General features: G+C 67.1%; 18 protein-coding genes and 1 tRNA gene. 5 read left to right on the top strand and 14 right to left on the bottom strand.

What is annotated here, in order from left to right; all coding sequences use genetic code 11:
- Positions 1–5: 5 nt before the first annotated feature.
- Together IEW15_RS07030 and IEW15_RS07035 are read right to left on the bottom strand one after the other, a co-directional pair.
- Positions 6–425, bottom strand: coding sequence for a DUF167 domain-containing protein (locus IEW15_RS07030; protein ID WP_188576197.1), 420 nt, complete (start codon positions 423–425; stop codon positions 6–8).
- Entirely contained in the window at positions 409–723 is a 315-nt protein-coding gene (locus IEW15_RS07035) for a YggT family protein (protein ID WP_188576200.1), read from the bottom strand. Before IEW15_RS07035 ends, IEW15_RS07030 begins: the two co-directional genes overlap by 17 nt.
- A 200-nt stretch (positions 724–923) precedes the next feature.
- Here IEW15_RS07035 and IEW15_RS07040 point away from each other — a divergent pair.
- A tRNA-Ala gene (locus IEW15_RS07040) sits at positions 924–999 on the top strand.
- Positions 1000–1120: 121 nt separating this feature from the next.
- Positions 1121–1600, top strand: coding sequence for a preQ(1) synthase (gene queF, locus IEW15_RS07045; RefSeq protein WP_188576202.1), 480 nt, complete (start codon positions 1121–1123; stop codon positions 1598–1600).
- Between the two features lie 21 nt (positions 1601–1621).
- Here the strand turns inward: queF and IEW15_RS07050 are convergent, their stop codons facing one another.
- From IEW15_RS07050 to IEW15_RS07075, 6 genes are all read right to left on the bottom strand, one after another.
- On the bottom strand, positions 1622–2482 hold the full coding sequence (locus tag IEW15_RS07050) for an NAD(P)-dependent oxidoreductase (RefSeq protein WP_188576204.1): 861 nt from the start codon (positions 2480–2482) through the stop codon (positions 1622–1624).
- A 187-nt stretch (positions 2483–2669) separates the two neighbouring features.
- A complete protein-coding gene (locus IEW15_RS07055) occupies positions 2670–3887 on the bottom strand; it encodes an ABC transporter substrate-binding protein (RefSeq protein ID WP_188576207.1) in 1218 nt (405 codons plus the stop codon).
- Between the two features lie 109 nt (positions 3888–3996).
- A complete protein-coding gene (locus IEW15_RS07060; protein ID WP_188576209.1) occupies positions 3997–4704 on the bottom strand; it encodes an ABC transporter ATP-binding protein in 708 nt (235 codons plus the stop codon).
- Entirely contained in the window at positions 4691–5467 is a 777-nt protein-coding gene (locus IEW15_RS07065) for an ABC transporter ATP-binding protein (protein WP_188576211.1), read from the bottom strand. The genes IEW15_RS07060 and IEW15_RS07065 overlap by 14 nt, the downstream gene beginning before the upstream one ends.
- A gap of 6 nt (positions 5468–5473) precedes the next feature.
- A complete protein-coding gene (locus IEW15_RS07070) occupies positions 5474–6613 on the bottom strand; it encodes a branched-chain amino acid ABC transporter permease (RefSeq protein ID WP_188576213.1) in 1140 nt (379 codons plus the stop codon).
- 4 nt (positions 6614–6617) lie between these two features.
- Positions 6618–7478 (bottom strand): branched-chain amino acid ABC transporter permease, encoded by an 861-nt coding sequence (locus IEW15_RS07075; protein ID WP_188576215.1) that lies wholly within the window; start codon positions 7476–7478, stop codon positions 6618–6620.
- A 426-nt stretch (positions 7479–7904) separates the two neighbouring features.
- On the opposite strand from IEW15_RS07075, the gene IEW15_RS07080 reads away from it, so the two are divergent.
- Both IEW15_RS07080 and IEW15_RS07085 read left to right on the top strand, forming a co-directional pair.
- Entirely contained in the window at positions 7905–9134 is a 1230-nt protein-coding gene (locus IEW15_RS07080; RefSeq protein WP_188576216.1) for an ImmA/IrrE family metallo-endopeptidase, read from the top strand.
- 181 nt (positions 9135–9315) lie between these two features.
- Positions 9316–10143 carry an alpha/beta fold hydrolase gene (locus IEW15_RS07085; protein WP_188576218.1) on the top strand — a complete coding sequence of 276 codons (828 nt, stop codon included), beginning with the start codon at positions 9316–9318 and terminating at the stop codon, positions 10141–10143.
- Positions 10144–10256: 113 nt separating this feature from the next.
- Here the strand turns inward: IEW15_RS07085 and IEW15_RS07090 are convergent, their stop codons facing one another.
- Both IEW15_RS07090 and IEW15_RS07095 read right to left on the bottom strand, forming a co-directional pair.
- The gene (locus tag IEW15_RS07090; protein WP_229707883.1) at positions 10257–10775 is read right to left on the bottom strand and encodes a hypothetical protein; all 519 of its coding nucleotides are present in this window, start codon (positions 10773–10775) and stop codon (positions 10257–10259) included.
- Positions 10776–10786: 11 nt separating this feature from the next.
- Positions 10787–11008: a hypothetical protein gene (locus tag IEW15_RS07095; RefSeq protein WP_188576221.1), complete on the bottom strand. Its 222-nt coding sequence runs from the start codon at positions 11006–11008 to the stop codon at positions 10787–10789.
- Between the two features lie 98 nt (positions 11009–11106).
- On the opposite strand from IEW15_RS07095, the gene IEW15_RS07100 reads away from it, so the two are divergent.
- Positions 11107–11583 carry a MarR family winged helix-turn-helix transcriptional regulator gene (locus tag IEW15_RS07100; RefSeq protein WP_188576223.1) on the top strand — a complete coding sequence of 159 codons (477 nt, stop codon included), beginning with the start codon at positions 11107–11109 and terminating at the stop codon, positions 11581–11583.
- Positions 11584–11743: 160 nt separating this feature from the next.
- Here the strand turns inward: IEW15_RS07100 and IEW15_RS07105 are convergent, their stop codons facing one another.
- From IEW15_RS07105 to gltA, 4 genes are all read right to left on the bottom strand, one after another.
- Positions 11744–13435, bottom strand: a complete 1692-nt coding sequence (locus IEW15_RS07105) for an FMN-binding glutamate synthase family protein (protein WP_188576225.1) — start codon at positions 13433–13435, stop codon at positions 11744–11746.
- On the bottom strand, positions 13432–14367 hold the full coding sequence (dapB, locus tag IEW15_RS07110) for a 4-hydroxy-tetrahydrodipicolinate reductase (protein ID WP_229707884.1): 936 nt from the start codon (positions 14365–14367) through the stop codon (positions 13432–13434). The genes IEW15_RS07105 and dapB overlap by 4 nt, the downstream gene beginning before the upstream one ends.
- A 109-nt stretch (positions 14368–14476) precedes the next feature.
- Positions 14477–16306, bottom strand: a complete 1830-nt coding sequence (locus IEW15_RS07115) for a PAS domain-containing protein (protein WP_188576227.1) — start codon at positions 16304–16306, stop codon at positions 14477–14479.
- 274 nt (positions 16307–16580) lie between these two features.
- Positions 16581–17894, bottom strand: coding sequence for a citrate synthase (gene gltA, locus IEW15_RS07120; protein WP_188576229.1), 1314 nt, complete (start codon positions 17892–17894; stop codon positions 16581–16583).
- Positions 17895–18010: the final 116 nt, after the last annotated feature.

Raw genomic sequence — 18010 nt, forward strand, 5'->3', positions numbered from 1 at the left:
GGGCGTCACTCTGCGTCGGGCATCGCTCTGTCGGGTGCGAGGCCGCGCGCGCGGGCGGCGATCGCCTCAGCATCGGCAAAGCCGTCGCCCTCCACGCCGATGCGCTTCAGGCGGTCGGTCACGCCCTGCACCACCCGCACGCGGTTGCGGGCGACACCAAGAGCATCGGCCACCAGCCGCTCCACGGCGGCATTGGCCTTGCCGTCCTCAGGCGCCGCGGTCACCTTCACCTGCAGGCGCAGGCGGCCATGGCCGTCGTCGCGGGCGGGTTCGATGGCGGCGCGGCGCGCCTTGGGCTGAACCTTCACGAAGATCGACACATTGGCCGGGCCTTCGCGTTCCACGGCGGGGCCAAGGCCGCGGCCCTCCCCCTCGCCATCCATCTCTGTGCCGGTGGTGATCATCGGATCAATACAGCGCGCCATAGGCCATCGGCGCCAGCCAGCCATTGACCACGATCTTCAGGAAGTTCAACAGCAGCAGCAGCACCAGCGGCGACAGGTCCAGCCCGCCCAGACTGGGCAGAAAATTGCGGATCGGCCGCAGAACCGGCTCGGTCATCCGTTCGATGACGCTGCCGATCATGAAGACCACCTGATTGCGGGTGTTGACGACGTTGAACGCCACCAGCCAGCTCAGGATCACGCTTGCGATCAGAATCCAGGTGTAGATCTCGATCGCGGCATTGAACAGAAAGAGCAGGCCTTGGAGAAGCGGCGCCATGCGGGGCTCCCTCATACGTGGGGTGCCGCAGCTTTCATGCGGCGTTCGGACGAGACGGCCGGAGTATAGCAAGGCCTGCGCGGTCGGCCAGTCGATTGTGACGCCAACGCGTCAACGGGCGCTTGACAGGCGATCAGACCCGCGCCAATATCCGCGCCGTTCACCGAGGCAGCCCGCAAGGCCTGCCCCGGCGCGGGTGCGGGGCCGTAGCTCAGTTGGGAGAGCGCTAGAATCGCACTCTAGAGGTCGAGGGTTCGATTCCCTTCGGCTCCACCAATCCCGCCGAACGCCATCGGAATGCCTACACGAAAAAGCCGGCTTCAAGCCGGCTTTTCGCGTTTGGCCGCAGCATACCCCCGGTGGCGCCAGCCGATCCTACCCATCCGGAGCCCGACCGATGAGCGACCAGCCCGGCACACCCTCGATCTATAGCAACCTGTCCCAGTTGGGACAGGCGGCAGCACTGCCGACCGGCCCCGATCAGGCGGTGCTGGAGCGGGTGGCCAATCCGCATCCCGGCACGCGCTATCTGGTGCGTTTCGCTTGCCCGGAATTCACCTCGCTGTGCCCGATCACCGGCCAGCCCGATTTCGCCCATCTGGTCATCGACTATGTGCCGGCCGACTGGCTGGTGGAAAGCAAGTCGCTGAAGCTCTATCTGGGCAGCTTCCGCAACCATGGCGATTTCCACGAGGCCTGCACGGTCGGCATCGGCAAACGGCTGGTCGATCTGCTGGCACCGGAATGGCTGCGCATCGGCGGCTACTGGTATCCGCGCGGCGGCATCCCGATCGACGTGTTCTGGGCCACCGGCCCGGTGCCGGCCGATCTGTGGATCCCCGACCAGGGCGTTGCCGCCTATCGCGGGCGCGGCTGACCCAGTCGGCGGAAGGCCGGGTCAGCCGGGGTTGCGCGTATAGGCGGCCACTGCCGACCAGTCGCGATCGCCCATGCCGGCCGCCACCGCGCCCGACATCTGGTCATGCACGGCTGCCAGTTGCGGCAGGCGCGCGCCCACGGCCTCGGCGGCGGCAGTGGCCAGCCGCAGATCCTTCAGGCCCAGATCCATCCGGAAGCCGGGCTCGAACGCCTCACGCGTGATCTTGTCGCCATAGCCCTGATAGGCGCGGCTGCCGCCGAACTGGGTCTGCTGCATCAGCTCCAGGAACACTGCCGGATCCAGCCCGTGCGCCGCGGTCAGCGCCGCCGCCTCGGCCATCGCCTCGATCGCCATGGCGATCATCATGTTGCCGGCGATCTTGGCGATGCCGGCCTGGCGCGGATCATCGCCCATCACCCAGTATTGCCGGCCGATGACGTCGAACAACGGTGCCACGATCGCGATCGCCGCCGGGTCGCCGGCGGCCATGATCGCCAGTTGTCCGGCCTCGGCAACGTCGGGGCGGCCAAAGACCGGCGCCGCCACGAAGCGCAGCCCCACCGCCTCGTGATGGGCGCGCAGCTCCTCGATCATGTCGAGCGACAGGGTCGAGGTCACCACATGCACGGCCCCCGGCCGCGCCAGTTCCAGGACCGGCTCGTCGAGCAGCACGGCGCGGATCGCCGCGTCGTCGGCCAGCATGGTGAACACCACATCCGCCTCGAAGGCGGCCGACGCCTCGGGCACCATCACCACACCCTCGCGCGCCGATGCCATCACCGGCGACCGGTTCCAGGCCCGCACATGATGCCCCGCCGCCACCGTATTCCGCGCCATGGCGCGGCCCATCAGGCCCAGTCCGACAAATCCCACATCCATTCCACGTCACGCCTCTGTTTTTGCCGGTTGAGTCCGGCATGCAACCACTCGTAGATAATCTGTCTGTTAATATAGTGTGTCGGTCGCATGCCAACAGCCCGGCAGATCGCCGATAATGCGCCACGGGGGCCGATGGTTCCCCATCGGCCCCCGTGGCCTGCCGGATCAGAGACGCGGCAACCGCCGCTTACTTGAACGGCAACGGCACGTATTTGCCGTTCTCGACCACGGTCATCTGAAAGCTGCTGGCCATGTTGTTGTCGTCGTCGACCCCGGTCAGCTCGTAAGGGTTGCGCTCGGGCGGCAGGGTTGCCGAGGCTTCCGCCAGCCTGGCCATGATCGCCTGGGGATCTTCGGTGGTGCCGGCCAGTTCCATGGCGCGCACGAACACCATGATCGCTGTATAGGGCAGGCCGATCTCGGCCACGGCCTCTTCGTTCGCGCCGAACGTGTCCTGATACTTCTTGATGAAGGCCGGAGCGTTCTTGCTTGGGTAGTATTCCAGCGGCAGGTTACCGACCAGACCGTTCATCATCTCGATCGGGACGATATTGTCCATTTCCTCGGGCTTGGCCTGATCCATGATCACGAAGCCGCCCTTGAAGCCCTGCTCGCGCGCCGCCTGCACGATCAGCGCGGTCGGCTGCGACGGGCCGCCGATGAACAGCACGTCGGGCTTCTCCGACAGCGCCTTGGCGACGGCGCTGGAGAAGTCGGTGGTGGTGCGGTAATCGACCGCGTTATCGGTCAGCACCTCGCCGCCCAGTTCCTTCCACTTGGCGCTGAAGCCCTTGGTCCATTCCTTGGCATAGGCATGGGTGCCGGGGATCATGCCCAACCGCTTGCCCGACCGTTCCATCGCAGCCTTCGCATAGGGCTCGAACAGCGCGTTGTAGCGCGGCGGGATCATCATCTGTAGCGGGTTCTTCTGGTTCAGAATCGCCGGCTCGCTGGTATAGGCGCCGATGATGAAGCTCTGCGGCCCCCTGGTGTTGAACCCCTGCGCCGCCAGAATACCGCCGCTATGGGGAATGAACACGATCCGCGCGCCGTTCTGATAGACCAGGCGCTGCGCGTTCACGGCGGTTTCGTTGGGCAGATAGCGGTCGTCCAGCGATGCCAGCTCCAGCATCACCTTCTCGCCCTTGATGTCCATGCCGCCGGCCTTGTTGACATCGTCGATCGCCATCTGCATGCCGCGCTGGACATTGCGGCCATACAGCGCCGCCCCGCCCGACAGCGGGCCGGAATAGCCGATCACCGCGGTGTCGGCCGCCATGGCCGGCGTCACCGCGGTCGACAGACCGGACAGCGCCGCCACCAGCGCCAGTGCCCCCGCCACCGACCGGGCGCCGGCCAGCAGCGTCTCGCGGCGCGTGCGCCGTTTGTCGATCATCGCCTTCATTGGGTCTTCCCTCCCGTGGTGCCCGGTTCTGTGCCGGGATCTCTCAGACTGTAACTGTAGCTCTGGCTGTAACTGTGGCTCTGGCTGTCACTGCGGCTCCGGCGTCGGATCAGGCGCCGACATAGGCGCGGCGGACCTCGTCATCCGACATCAACTGGTCGCGGGTGCCCTGCGTGGTGATATGGCCGGTCTCGATCACATAGCCGCGATCGGCGATCGCCAGTGCTGCATGGGCGTTCTGTTCCGCCAGCAGCACGGTGGTGCCGCCGCGGCAGATTTCCGCCGCCGCATCCAGCACCTGACGCACCACCAGCGGCGCCAGCCCCAGCGTCGGCTCGTCCAGCATCAGCAGCCGGGGCTTGCCCATCAGCGCACGCCCGATTGCCACCATCTGCTGCTGGCCGCCCGACAGCGACCCTGCCGGCTGCCCCGCCTTCTCGACCAGGATCGGGAACAGCGCGTTCACGTATTCAAGCGTCTCGTCCACCGCCTGGCCGCTGTCGCGGCGGCTATAGGCGCCCAGCATCAGGTTCTTGTGCACCGACAAATCGGGGAACAGCCGCCGGCCTTCCGGACAATGGGCGATGCCGCGCGCCACGATCCGCGCCGGTGCCGCCCTGGCGATGTCGTCGCCGTCGAACACGATCCGGCCGCGGGTCGGGCGGTGCAGGCCGCTGATGGTGCGGAACAGCGTGCTCTTGCCGGCGCCGTTCGACCCCAGCAGCACCACCAACTCGCCCTGGCCCACCTGGATCGAGACGTCGGTCAGCACCCGAAAGGCGCCGAACTGCACCGAGACCGCGTCAAGCGTGAGCATGGGCGTCACTCCCCAGATAGGCGGTGATCACCGCGTCGTCATTGCGCACCTCATCAGGCGTGCCGGCGGCAATCTTGCGGCCGTGATGCAGCACCATGATCCGGTCGCACAGCCCCATCACCATCTTCATCTTGTGCTCGATCAGGCAGACGGTGACCCCGGCGGCGGCGATGCGCCTGATCAGCCGGCCAAGCTCGTCGGTCTCCTCAGGGTTGATGCCGGCGGCGGGTTCATCCAGCAACAGCAGATGCGGCCCGCCGACCAGCCCCAGTGCGATGGCCGCCCGCTTCTGCTGTTCCTGGCTGATCAGGCCGGCGGGGGTATGCGCCACATCGGCCAGCCCCACGAAATCCAGCGCCTCCATCGCCCGCAGCCGGGCCTCGGCGATCTCGCGCCGCTCGCGCGGGCTGTTGACCAGCGCATCCAGCAGCCCGGCGCGGGTGCGGTGGCGATAGCCGACGATCACGTTGTCCAGCACGCTCGCCTCCGAGAACAGATGCGTGGTCTGGAAGGTGCGCGCCATGCCGCGCGGCGGCATGTCATGGGTCTTCAACCGGGTCACGTCCTCGCCCCGGAAGGTGATGGTGCCGGATGTCGAGCGATAGAACAGGCTGATCAGGTTGAAGAAGGTCGACTTGCCGGCGCCGTTCGGGCCGATGATGCCGGTGATGCCGCCCTCCTCGACCGTGAAGTCGACATCACCTACGGCGACTAGTCCGCCGAACGCCTTGGTCAGTCCTCGTGTTTCAAGTATCGCTGCCATGGCTGGTCACGTCCTGCTGCTGGGCTGGGGGGCGCTCGTCGCGGCCGATGCTGTTCCCCGACGGGCCGGCCCGTCGGGGAACAGCCGGCGTGCGATCATGGTTACCGCCCCGGTGATGCCATAGGGCAGGAAGATCACCAGCGCGATCAGCGCCGGCCCGAAGACCAGCATCTGATAGGTCTGGAAGGCCTGAAGGAACTGGGTCAGCGTATAGACCAGCATGGTGCCGACCAGCGGCCCGGCCACCGACGCGATACCGCCCAGCAGCACATAGAGCAGCATGTTGAAGGTGTTCTCGACCACCGCGATATCGGGGCCGAGGAAGCCGATGAAGCTGGCATAAAGCCCGCCGGCGACACCCGCATAGATGCAGGCCATGGTGAAGGCCAGCCGCTTGGCCGCCATCACGTTCACGCCCGACGCAGCCGCCAGCGGTTCGCTCATCCGGATCGCAAGCAGGGTGCGGCCGAACAGCGACGCCCTGATCCGCCACGCGCCCAGCATGGCGACCAGCAGGAAGGCGGCGGTCAGGTAATAGCGGGCGGTGAAGCTGTCGAAGGTGATCGGGCCGATCGGGCTGGGACCGGGGATACCGACCACGCCGATCGGGCCGTTGGTCAGGCTCTCCCACTTGTCCAGCACCTGATAGATGATCATGCCGACGGCCAGGGTGAAGATGGCAAGGTAATGGCCCTTGGCGCGCAGGCAGATGCTGCCGACGATGAAGCCGGCCCCGCCGCTCATCACAATCGCCACCACCAGCGCCGGCCAGAACGACCAGCCCTGTTCCGAGGTCAGCAGCGCCACCGCATAGGCGCCGATGCCGAAGAAGCCGGCATGGCCCAGCGACAGCAGCCCGGTATAGCCAAGGGCGATGTTCAGCCCATAGGCGCCGATCGCGAAGATGAAGCCGGTCAGCACCACCTGCATGTGATAGGGGTTGGTGACCAGAAGCGGCAGCACCAGCACCAGCGCCAGAAAGCCCAGCAGCAGCAGCCGGGTCAGCAGCCGCCGTGTCGGGTTGACCGGCCGGATCGCGGCGGCGGCGATCGCCGCCGATGGTGCCGCGTGCCGGGGGCCGGCATGGGCCGGGCTGCCCGCCGCGGGCGACGACAGCCGCGCGCCGGGCGTCTCCAGGATCGCCATGGCCTCAGGCCCCCTTCGCGAACAGGCCCGAGGGCCGCACGGTCAGCACCAGCGCCAGAATGGCGAAGGCGATCAGATCCTGATAGCCGGTGGCGACATAGGTGCCGCCCAGACTTTCGGCGAGCGCCAGGCCATAGCCGCAGATGATGGCGCCGGCGACGCTGCCCATGCCGCCGATGACCACGATCACGAAGGCCTTCAGCCCGACCACCAGCCCCATCGACGGCGAGATCAGGTTGATCGGCGCGATCAGCGCCGCCGCCGCCGCCGCAAGCCCCGCCGACAGCGCGAAGGTGATCATCGAGATCCGCTCAGGATCGATACCGACCAGTTGCGCACCCACCCGGTCCTGCGACACCGCCTCGATCGCGGCGCCGAGCGGCGTGCGCTTCAGGAACAGGAACAGCAACGCCATCAGCGCGATGCCGGCCACGATCAGGATCAGCTTCTGTTCGGTCACCGTGGTGCCCCACAGGTCGACCACCGCGCCATAGGGCGAGGCCAACCGCCGGAAATCGGCGCCCCACACGATCTGCGCCAGGGCCTCGAAGAACAGCATCAGCCCCACGGCCGCGATCATCATGTTGACATGCGGCGCGTGGCGGAGCGGCCGGAAAGCCAGCCGCTCGACAGCCATGCCCACAACCGCCAGCGCCCCCACCGCGATCAGCATGCCGATCCAGTAATGGACGTCCAGCCCGGTCACGGCGGCAAAGGTGACATAGGCGCCCAGCATGTACAGATGCCCATGGGCGAAGTTCGGAATTTCCATCGTGCCATAGATCAGTGTCACGCCAAGGGCAACCAGGCTGTAGACACTGCCCAGGACCAGACCGTTCATGACCTGCTGGGCAAACAGCTCCATCTTGCGCATCCCTCCCAGGGTGTACCCGGCCGGGGCCCCGCCGGCGGCGGCTGCCTGGCCGCGCGCATTCTGTTCAGGGCCCTCCGGTCGCCGGCGCCGCAAAAGCGGTCGGCATCCGAGAAGAGTAACGACGCATTCCTGATTCGGTCAAACGTACAATTGAAATAGGTGTTCTCTGCGGAATTCTGCGTTGCAGCATATTTCTGCGTGCGGCGTGGCCGGAATGGCGGGTTCGCGCCGCCCGTGGGCGGACACGCAGCGCAATATGTCTCATTTCATCATCTGCAACGGATCGGCACGCCACAGCCGCCACGCCCGCCCGGCGCCGTTGCGGCATCGCCATGGTTCAGTGGATCGGCCACGCCCCACCAGCTACACTCGATCCACGATCCCGATCGCCCACACTGCATGGAGACCGACCCAACTATGCCTGCCGTGGCCCCCGAAATCCTCGTCTGGGCACGTGAAACCGCAGGGTTCACGGTCGACGAGGCTGCGCGTCGACTGCCGATTGGCGACGCGCGGGGCAGCACGGCGCGTGAGCGGCTATCCGCTATGGAGGCGGGCAAGGCCGAGATATCCCGCGCAATGCTGGTGAAGATGGCCACGCTGTATCACCGGCCGCTCCTGACCTTCTATCTGGCGGCACCTCCCAGGACCGGCGATCGCGGCGAGGATTTCCGCACCCTGCCGGATCGCCACACCGATGCCGAGCCGCTGATCGATGCGTTGATCCGCGATGTCAGGGCGCGCCAGTCGATGGTCCGCTCGCTCCTCGACGACGAGGATGCCCAACCGCTGCCTTTCGTGGGTGGGATGTCGGTCGCGGCCGGCCCGGATGCCGTCGTTGCCGATATCCAGCATCGGATCGGTTTCGACGCCGACAGCTTCCGGGCCGAACCGAAAGTCGAGGCGGCATTCAACGCCCTCCGCGCGAAGGTGGAGGCCGTGGGTGTGTTCGTCCTGCTGATCGGCAGTCTGGGCAGCCACCACACCGCCATCGATGCCGATGCCTTCCGCGGCCTCGCCCTCGCCGACCCGGTCGCCCCCTTCATCGTGATCAACGACCAGGATGCGAAATCTGCATGGTCCTTCACGCTGCTGCATGAACTGGCCCATCTCTGGATTGGTGCCGGCGGCGTCAGTGGCCCGCACGCCGACGGCCGGGTGGAACAGTTCTGCAACGATGTCGCCAGCCGATTCCTGCTGCCGGCGCCGGATCTGGCGACGGTTGCCATCGACCGGCAGATGAATCTCGCCGACATCGCGTCCCGTGTCGAGAGCTTTGCCGATGAGCGCCGTATCAGCCGGTCTCTGGTGATCTACCGCCTGTTCCGCGACAACCGGCTGTCCGAGGCCGACTGGCGCGCGTTGTCCGATCGCTTCAGGGCAGAGTGGCGCCAGCGCAGGGCGACACAGCGCGACGAGAACCGCCAAGCCAATGGCGGGCCAAACTACTACACCGTCAGGCAACACCGTATTGGAACGGCACTGTTGCGTCTTGTGGAACGGACGCTCGGTGAAGGCAGCCTGACTCCCACCAAGGCCGGCAAGGTTCTCGGCGTGAAGCCCCGAAATGTGGTTCCGCTGCTCCGGTACGTCGCGACACCCACGACGACCCGGTCGACGTCGTCTCGGAGTTCCGGGCATTTCTGATGCGGCCGGCGTTCTGAAAATGCCCATTGAGACATTCGAAGACGTCCGCAGCGGCCGTAGGTCTCTTCATCACCATCCGTGATGACCGGATCAGCCATCGGCGTTGGCCGGCGGGCCCGGGGCCGTGGTGGGATGCGGGGTGCCGGTCAGTCAGGCATGCATCAGTCGGGGAATGTTACCAATGCGCCGCACTCTTCCGCTCACCCGCCGGTTCGATCATCGCATCGGTCCGGTGTTCTGGGACCGGTTCGGCGATGACGGGCCGGATCTGGTGCTGGTGCATGGCACGCCGTTCAATGCCGCCGTCTGGGCCGAGGTGATGCCGGCGCTGGCGGCGCGGGCACGGGTGCATGTCTATGATCTGCCGGGTTATGGCCAGTCACGGGTCGCGGCTGGCACCGACATCTCATTGCATGTGCAGAACCGGGTGTTCGCCGACTGGGTGGCGCATCTGGGGCTGGCGCGGCCGCCGGTGGTGGTGGGGCATGATTTCGGCGGCGCCACGGTGCTGCGCGCCCATCTGCTCGACGGCGTGGAGATGCACAGGCTGGTGCTGGTCGATGCGGTGGCGCTGAGGCCCTGGGGCTCGGCCTTCGTGGCCCATGTCCGCGATCACGCCGCGGCCTTCGCCGGGCTGCCCGCGCATCTGCACCGCGCGCTGGTCGCGGCCTATGTGGCCGAGGCCGCCCATCGGCCGATCCTGCCCGCGATCCTGGCCGACATCCTGGATGCCTGGGGCGACGATCATGGCGCCCGGGCGTTCTATGACCAGATCGCCCGCATGGACCCGGCCGCCACCGATGCGGTGGCGCCGCTGCTAGGGCAGGTACGGGCCCCGGCTCAGGTGCTGTGGGGGCTGGACGATCGCTGGCTGCCAGCCGATCAGGGCCGGGCGCTCGCCGACCGGATCGGCTGCGGTTTTACCGGCGTCGCCAGTGCCGGCCATCTGCTGCAACTGGATGCGCCGGCAGTGCTGGTGGCGGCGGTGCTGGACCAGTTGCGGTCCTGACCGCCGCCCCTGTCCCGTCACCGGCTTCGACAGGAAGGCGGCATCGCCAGCGCCGCGGTTGCTGTAGAAGAGCGTGACGTCGCGGGAAAGGCCACGCGCCGCCGCGTCATGGATCATGCTTCGCGACCGTTCCACGCGCGATCTCCCGCTTGCCGGTGGGGGCGGTCTTGTGGCGCGCCTCCGGCCGCAGCAAGCTCCCGCGCCTCCATCGAGGTGAGCCTCATGCCGTCGCGCATTTGCAAGGCGAGGAGCGTGATGTTCGTCGCGCCGGCGATCAGCTCAACGGCCTGCACGACATAGAAGATCCTATCGAACTCGCCCGCCCACGCCTTGGAGGCGAGGAACAACGCCGCCGGGATCAGCAAAAGCAGGCCGTTCGCGGCAATGAAGCGCATACGTCTCAGCTTTGTGCCGACAAGCCCTTCCCGCCGCCCTTGCGAGAGGAAGAAGCCGGAACCGCCCGTCGCCGCCAGCGCCGGCACAAGCAGCAGGAAGCCCCACGGAATAGCCGCCTTGACGGCCACAACGGCAGATCCGGAGAGGAACAATTCCGACATCGCCGTCGAGAGCCAGAAGGTCGAAACTGTCAGGATGGCCATGATCCCGGCAACCGGATGGATGATCCTTGGCATGACGTTTCCTGTCACCGGCTGATGGCCCATGCACCAGGTGTCGAGGCAGCAGAGGCAAGCGCGCGGCGAAGATCGTGGATCATGAACCCGGCATTGTCCTTCCAGACGTCGAGAAGACGGGTCTCGTCGGCAGCATCGAGCGTGAACAGGTTGACGGGAAGGACTGGCGCCGCGTCGACCGCGAACTGGCGTTCAATGGGGAGTTTCTCGTCCATGGGCTTCACCAGAGACATCTCGCGGCTCCGTTCATGTTGTATCCATGGTGTCAATTCGATATGATCGATACATACCTAAATGACATGATGATGTCAATATAGATAGATGGTAACGAATGAGCGAAGCGACCACGACTCCGAAGGCCGACGCCCTGACCGACCTGATCCTGACCATGTTTCGGGCAAACAACCTGACGCTCGCATGGGGCGACAGGCTGGTCGCACCCTTCGGGCTGACAAGCGCCCGATGGCAGGTTCTCGGCGCGATCGTCCTTTCACAGCGATCCCAGCCGGTGGCGTGGATCGCCCGCGACCTCGGCGCGAATCGGCAGAATGTGCAGCGCATCGTCAACGATCTGCACAAGGAGGAACTGGTCGAGTTCCAGCCCAACCCTCACCATCGCCGAGCGCATCTGGTGGTGCTGACCGACAAAGGCCGCCGGGCCTACGAGGCCGCGATCAACGCCTACAGCCCCAGGGTCAATATGCTGGCGGAGGGTCTTTCGTTTGAAGACATCACGACAGCGCACCGCGTCGTGGCGATGCTGCGAGACAGACTTGAGGGAGAATTGGATGCTGAAAGGCAGCCCTGACCGGCAGGGTCAGGGCTCAATTGAACCAATAGGTGAAAGTCGCGCCGATGAGAGCGGTCGCGGGGACGCTTCGTGCCAGCGTGTCGTCGCGTGAGACCTTGGGACAATCGCGCCGCCCCCCCCTGAACGGAGCCTGTGGACAATCCCCGGGATCACGCACCTATCCGATCCGGCGCGGCGCGAAGCTGGCAGGGTCGGCCGCCGCCCAGTCGGCGGCATAGGGTGTGGCATCGGGCGCCTCGATCAGCACGCCCGACTTCAGGAACGGATACAGCCGGTCGATCGGCACGATCTCGTTGGGCGAGCGGCGGTGCAGCAGGTGGCGCGGTTCGAGCTGATCGGGATGGTCCAGGCCGGCGGCCGCGACCAGATCGGCCAGCGCGTGCACGGTGCGGGCCTGATAGCGGCGCACCCGTTCGGCCTTGTCTTCCACCACCAGCCCCTTCTGGCGATCGGGATCCTGGGTGGCGACACCGGTCGGGCAGCGGCCGGTATGGCATTTCACCGACTGCACGCAGCCGATCGCGAACATGAAGGCGCGGGCGGCATTGCACCAGTCGGCGCCGATCGCCAGCGCCGCCGCCAGATCGAAGGCGCTGGTCATCTTGCCGGCCGCCGCGATCTTCACATGCGGCCGGAGCCCCGCGCCGACCAGAGCGTTGCGCACCAGCACCAGCCCTTCGCGCATCGGCAGGCCCAGATGATCGGAAAATTCGCGCGGCGCGGCACCGGTGCCGCCCTCGGCGCCGTCGACGACGATGAAATCGACCAGGATGCCGGTGCTCAGCATCGCCTTGACGATCGCGAAGATCTCATGAGGCTGGCCCACGCACAGCTTGATGCCGACCGGCTTGCCGCCTGACAGGTCGCGCAATTGCTGCACGAAACGCATCATGCCTTCAGGCGTGTCGAAGGCCGAATGACGGGCCGGCGAGATGCAGTCCACCCCTTCCGGCACCTTGCGGGTGGCGGCGATCTCGGCGGTGACCTTGGGGCCGGGCAGCATGCCGCCATGGCCGGGCTTGGCCCCCTGGCTCAGCTTGATCTCGATCATCTTCACCTGATCGAGCCGGGCGGTCTCGGCGAACTGGTCGGGATCGAAACGGCCCTGATCGTCGCGGCAGCCGAAATAACCTGATCCGAGTTCCCAGACGATATCGCCGCCATGCATGCGGTGATAGGGGCTGAGCCCGCCCTCGCCGGTGTCGTGATAGAATCCGCCACGCGCGGCACCGGCGTTCAGCGCCTCGATCGCCCGGGCGCTCAACGATCCGAAACTCATCGCCGAGATGTTCAGCACCTGGGCGCTGTAGGGCTTCAGGCAGTGCGGGCCGCCCACCATCACCCGGAACGGCTCTGTCGCCACCGGATGCGGCGCCACCGAATGCACCAGCACCTCATAGCGCTGGGCATAGACATCCAGCTGGGTGCCCAGCGGCTGGGCATCCTCGTCGCCCTTGGCGCGTTCATAGACCAGCGTGCGGGCCAGCCGGTTATAGGGCCGGCCCTCCAGATCGTCTTCGACGATATACTGGCGCAGATAGGGGCGCAGATCCTCGAAGATCCAGCGCAGATGCCCCACCACCGGATAGTTGACGCGGATGGCATGAACGGTCTGTCGGATGTCGACCACACCCACCGCGATCAGCGGCGCGATCACCAGCAGCGGCCAGGCGTAATCGCCATCCACCGCCAGCGCCAGCACCAGGAACAGCAGCCCGGCCAGCACCAGCAGGGCGAAGGCCGCATGGCGCACCGCCCGGTCCAGGAATAGCGGCCGGTCGGCGCCGCCGGTCGCGTGGGGTTGCGCGCGGCCGCCATCGGCGGTGCGGGTGGTGCCGGCGCTGCTCATGCCCGCACCGCCGTCATGGCCGCGCCGTCGGCCTCATCAGGCCCGAACAGCAGCACGTCCAGCCCGCGCACCAGCCCGGTCACCCCCGGCACCCGCCGCACCGCCAGCAGCGTGCCGTCGACATAGGCCGCGGCATCCTTGCCGGCATCATGCGACACCACCAGCCGGGCACCGGCCACGGCGAAATGGGCATCGATCGATGCAGCATAGCCGGGCAGGCGCAGCGAATGCACCTGCACGCCGCCGATGGTGCCGCCGCGCAGGGCGGCGTCGCCGATCACCCGGTCGGGCGCCACCGGTTCGGTGCCGGCCGGCATCGGCGGCCTTGCCACCCGGCCCAGACGCTCCGCCAGTTCGCGCGCGGTGCCCGATGGCGCATCGGGCTTGGCGGGGCCGGCGATCTCGACCACCTCGACATGCGGAATATAGCGGGCGGCGATCAGCGAGAACCGGGTGGCCAGGGCCGCGGTGACCGCGAAATTGCCGCTGGCGACCACGCCGCGCCCGGCCGCCCTGGCCGCCCGATCGATATGGTCATAAGCCGCGGCATCCAGGCCGGAGGTACCGATCACCACATGCACGCCGGCCGCCAGCGCCGCCTCGACATGGCCGGCAACCGTGGTGGGATGGGTGTAATCGACCAGCACGTCAATGCCACCCCGGGCGAGTGCGGTAGCCAGGTCGGCATCCACCATCACATCGCCAACCGCGTGACCGGCCTGGGGCTGGCCGACCACCGCCGCCAGCGTCTGACCGGCGGCCTTGCGCGCAACCCCGGCCACCAGCACCAGATCGGGGCTGGCGGCGATGGCGCGGGCGACGGCATTGCCGGTCCAGCCGGTTACCCCGGCCACACAGACCCGCAGCGGTGCCGCGGCAGAGGCGGAAGACGAGGCGGACGGGATGGAACCTGCAATCATTGATTGAGCCATTGATGAAGCGTTCCTGACGGGGCATGGATGGACGGCGGGGGCGCGGCCGAGCAGGCGGACCCCGGCGCCAAGCCTGACCGCCCCGGCCACCGGATGCAAGCGACCGCCGTCACACCACGCCGTCTGCCGCCCTGGATTGAGCCGGCCGGGCGGTTCGGGTCACTTCCAGCGCACCATTGATCCGCACCACCCGCCCGGCCGCATCGAAGCCGGGCGCTGCCGCCCCCACCATGTGCATGATCTGCCCGTCCACCCGCAGCAGCCGGAAATCCAGCGGCGCCGGCGTGCCACGCCGGGCACGGCTCAGCGCGTCCCGCACCCGCGGCCGGTCTTCGGGCAGCACCATCGCCTGGAATTGCGGGGCGTCGATGCCGCTATCCGCCGACATCTCGATACCGAAGGCCTGGAACAATTCGGCGGCGCACCACACCCGCGCAGCGCCGATCGGCCAGCTCCACGAGGCGATGCCGGCCAGCGACTGGATTTCATGCAGCGACCGGATGCGTTCCTGGGTCTCGCGGTGTCGGGCTTCCTGGGCGGTGATGTCGTGGATCACGCCCACCAGATGCCGGGTCGGGGGCCGGGGACCATCCTTGCCGGCCGTGGCGGCGGGCTCGCGGGCCAGCCCGCCCAGCCACCGCAGGAAATGCACGCCGCCACCCGCAGCGGGCACCGTCACGACCACCTCAAGCGTATTGTCGCGACCGGCCATGACGTCGTCGATGGCAGTCGACAGGGCGTTTCGGTCAGCTTGATGCAGGTGGTTCAGCAGATCGTCCAGATCATGCCGGCCGGCACCGACCGTCGCGATCGCCGGCATCACCGCGATCCGGCGACCATCGGCGTCGAAATGCCAGATCGACGCGGCACCGCGTTCCAGGGCGTGCAGATGATCGTCTCCACCGGCAGCCTGTCGGGTGCCGGGCGGACCGCCACGGCGCGGCAGCACCATCAGCATGATGGCGGCGCCGCCGATCAGTCCCAGCATCAACCCCATGCCGGCATCGGCCATCAGCCGGTCGCGCCAGCCGTCCAGCACCTGCGACCGCGACCGCCCGAGCGTGACCGAGATCGGAAAGCCCGCCACCGGCCGTTCCGCCACCAGATCGGCCGACACCGGGCCGCCCGATACAAGATCGGCCGACACCGGGCCGGCTGGCGTCGCGCCCGCCGCGGCATCGGCTGTCATGCGGCGGCGGTGGGGGCGGTCCAACGCCGTCAGCGGCAGCAGCCGTCCACCCGCATCCGACAGCCCCAGCGCCACCCGGCCAGGATCGGCCGCCGCCACCAGCGGCCCGGCCAGGACGTCACGCGACAGCATCATCACCACGACGCCCTTGAAGCCGGCGCCCTGAAGGCCCAATCCCCCACTGGCCGCGTCCCGGCCGCCGGTCTCGTCTTCCATGGCGGCAATCGCCCGGCTGGCGACCAGAACGTGCCGGTCGTCGCCATTGCCGCCGGCCTCCCCGGTGCCGGCGATGGTCAGGAACATGCCGTCGCGCATCAGTTGCTGGGCATAGGCCGGCTGCAGGGGCCGGGCACGGTGGTGCACCGCGAAAACCGGCGCATCGGCCGTGGCCAGCGCCGGCGATGGCACATCGCCAACGCCGCCGCGCACCTGTCCCTGGTCATCCATCGCCCAGATGGCGGTGGGCACAAGCCCTGGCGACACGGCGCGCTGCAGGATCTGCACGACCGTCGGGGCATCCATCGCCGGAAAACCCGCCGCCAGCAGCCGGGCAGATGCCAGCGTCAGCGAAGCCTCCACACCCTGCATCACACCCTGGACCGTCCGTTCCAGGCCGGTCGCATCATGCAGAAGCTGCCGCTCGGTTTCGACGATCACCTGGCGACGCTGGTCCTGGATGCGCACGATCTGGAATGCGGCACACCCCAATGCCAGCACCGCCAGCGTCACGCCCCAGATCTTCCGATCCATTCGCTGTCGCTCCCCTCCCCCATGCGCGCTGCGGCGCCCGCCCCCGGCCGGCTTCCCGGGCTATCGGCTTCCCGGCTTACCCCCCGGAGCCGTCGGCGACCAGACTAGCACCAGCGGCAAAGGCGCGCGATGGTCGTATGCGCCCCCGCCCGACACGCGTGAAACGCGACGCCACCGCTCCCTCCCCCCGCAACGCAAACCGCCCCCCGAGCCTGGCTCGGAGGGCGGTCGCTTGTCTGCGGTCGCTGGTGCGGCCCCCGATGGGGTCCGTGGATCAGCGCTGACCCAGTTCCACATAATCGCGGGCGGCGGCACCGATATACAACTGGCGCGGGCGGCCGATCTTCTGGGTGGGATCCTCGATCATCTCGTTCCACTGGGCAACCCAGCCAACCGTGCGGGCCACGGCGAACAGCACCGTGAACAGGCTGGTGGGGATGCCCATGGCGCGCAGGATGATGCCCGAATAGAAGTCGACATTCGGGTACAGCTTGCGCTGCACGAAGTAGTCGTCCTCAAGCGCGATCTTCTCAAGCTTCATGGCGATGTCGAGCAGTGGCTCGTCCTTGATGCCAAGCTCGCCCAGAACCTCGTGGCAGGTCTGGCGCATGATGGTCGCGCGCGGGTCGAAGTTCTTATAGACGCGATGACCGAAGCCCATCAGCCGGAACGGATCGTCCTTGTCCTTCGCCCGGGCGATGAATTCGGGGATCTTGTCGGCCGAGCCGATCTCCTCCAGCATCTTGATCACCGCCTCGTTGGCGCCGCCATGTGCGGGCCCCCACAGGCAGGCGATGCCGGCGGCGATGCAGGCGAAGGGATTGGCCCCCGACGAGCCGGCCAGACGGACGGTTGAGGTCGAGGCATTCTGCTCATGATCGGCGTGCAGAATCAGGATCCGGTCCATCGCCCGCGCCAGAACCGGGTTGACCTCGTAAGGCTCGCACGGCACCGAGAACATCATGTGCAGGAAATTCTCGGCATAGCCCAGATCGTTGCGCGGATACACGAAAGGCTGGCCGACCGAATACTTATAGGCCATCGCGGCGATGGTCGGCACCTTGGCGATCAGCCGGTGCGAGGCGATCACCCGATGCGCCGGATCGTTGATATCGGTGCTGTCGTGATAGAAGGCCGACATCGCGCCGACCACACCCACCATGACCGCCATCGGATGGGCATCGCGGCGGAAACCGGTGAAGAACTTGGTCAGCTGCTCATGCAGCATGGTGTGGCGGGTGATATTGCGCTCGAAGGTCGTGTATTCGTCCTTCGAGGGCAACTCGCCGTTCATCATCAGATAAGCGACTTCAAGGAAGTTGCTCTTGGTGGCAAGCTGGTCGATCGGGTAACCCCGATGGAGCAGCTCGCCCTTGTCGCCGTCGATGAAGGTGATCCGGCTCTCGCACGAGGCGGTGGCCATGAAGCCCGGATCATAGGTGAAATAGCCGGTCTTCCCGCCGAGCGAGCGGATATCGATCACCATATTCCCCGACGTACCGTTCAGGATCGGCAATTCGTGGCTCTGCCCGCTGATATCGTCCGTGATCGTGACGGTACCTGCACGGACGGCGGTGTTCTCGGTCATGCGGTAGGACTCCTTGAGCCGCTCCGCGCGACACCGCGCGGAGGCGTCGACTGGTATGTTGTCGGGCTGAATATAGCCGCCAGGCACGAAAGCACAATGGCAAGGGCATCAATGTT

This window comes from Tistrella bauzanensis, assembly GCF_014636235.1.
Taxonomy (GTDB): domain Bacteria; phylum Pseudomonadota; class Alphaproteobacteria; order Tistrellales; family Tistrellaceae; genus Tistrella; species Tistrella bauzanensis.

Coding starts and splice junctions, on each gene's coding strand:
- IEW15_RS07090 (WP_229707883.1), bottom strand. CDS start 10,775: ATGCCAAGGATCATCCATCCGGTTGCCGGGATCATGGCCATCCTGACA.
- IEW15_RS07115 (WP_188576227.1), bottom strand. CDS start 16,306: ATGGATCGGAAGATCTGGGGCGTGACGCTGGCGGTGCTGGCATTGGGG.
- IEW15_RS07070 (WP_188576213.1), bottom strand. CDS start 6,613: ATGGCGATCCTGGAGACGCCCGGCGCGCGGCTGTCGTCGCCCGCGGCG.
- queF (WP_188576202.1), top strand. CDS start 1,121: ATGAGCGACCAGCCCGGCACACCCTCGATCTATAGCAACCTGTCCCAG.
- IEW15_RS07080 (WP_188576216.1), top strand. CDS start 7,905: ATGCCTGCCGTGGCCCCCGAAATCCTCGTCTGGGCACGTGAAACCGCA.
- dapB (WP_229707884.1), bottom strand. CDS start 14,367: ATGGCTCAATCAATGATTGCAGGTTCCATCCCGTCCGCCTCGTCTTCC.
- IEW15_RS07030 (WP_188576197.1), bottom strand. CDS start 425: ATGGCGCGCTGTATTGATCCGATGATCACCACCGGCACAGAGATGGAT.
- IEW15_RS07105 (WP_188576225.1), bottom strand. CDS start 13,435: ATGAGCAGCGCCGGCACCACCCGCACCGCCGATGGCGGCCGCGCGCAA.
- gltA (WP_188576229.1), bottom strand. CDS start 17,894: ATGACCGAGAACACCGCCGTCCGTGCAGGTACCGTCACGATCACGGAC.
- IEW15_RS07095 (WP_188576221.1), bottom strand. CDS start 11,008: ATGTCTCTGGTGAAGCCCATGGACGAGAAACTCCCCATTGAACGCCAG.
- IEW15_RS07055 (WP_188576207.1), bottom strand. CDS start 3,887: ATGAAGGCGATGATCGACAAACGGCGCACGCGCCGCGAGACGCTGCTG.
- IEW15_RS07050 (WP_188576204.1), bottom strand. CDS start 2,482: ATGGATGTGGGATTTGTCGGACTGGGCCTGATGGGCCGCGCCATGGCG.
- IEW15_RS07060 (WP_188576209.1), bottom strand. CDS start 4,704: ATGCTCACGCTTGACGCGGTCTCGGTGCAGTTCGGCGCCTTTCGGGTG.
- IEW15_RS07100 (WP_188576223.1), top strand. CDS start 11,107: ATGAGCGAAGCGACCACGACTCCGAAGGCCGACGCCCTGACCGACCTG.
- IEW15_RS07085 (WP_188576218.1), top strand. CDS start 9,316: ATGCGCCGCACTCTTCCGCTCACCCGCCGGTTCGATCATCGCATCGGT.
- IEW15_RS07035 (WP_188576200.1), bottom strand. CDS start 723: ATGGCGCCGCTTCTCCAAGGCCTGCTCTTTCTGTTCAATGCCGCGATC.
- IEW15_RS07075 (WP_188576215.1), bottom strand. CDS start 7,478: ATGGAGCTGTTTGCCCAGCAGGTCATGAACGGTCTGGTCCTGGGCAGT.
- IEW15_RS07065 (WP_188576211.1), bottom strand. CDS start 5,467: ATGGCAGCGATACTTGAAACACGAGGACTGACCAAGGCGTTCGGCGGA.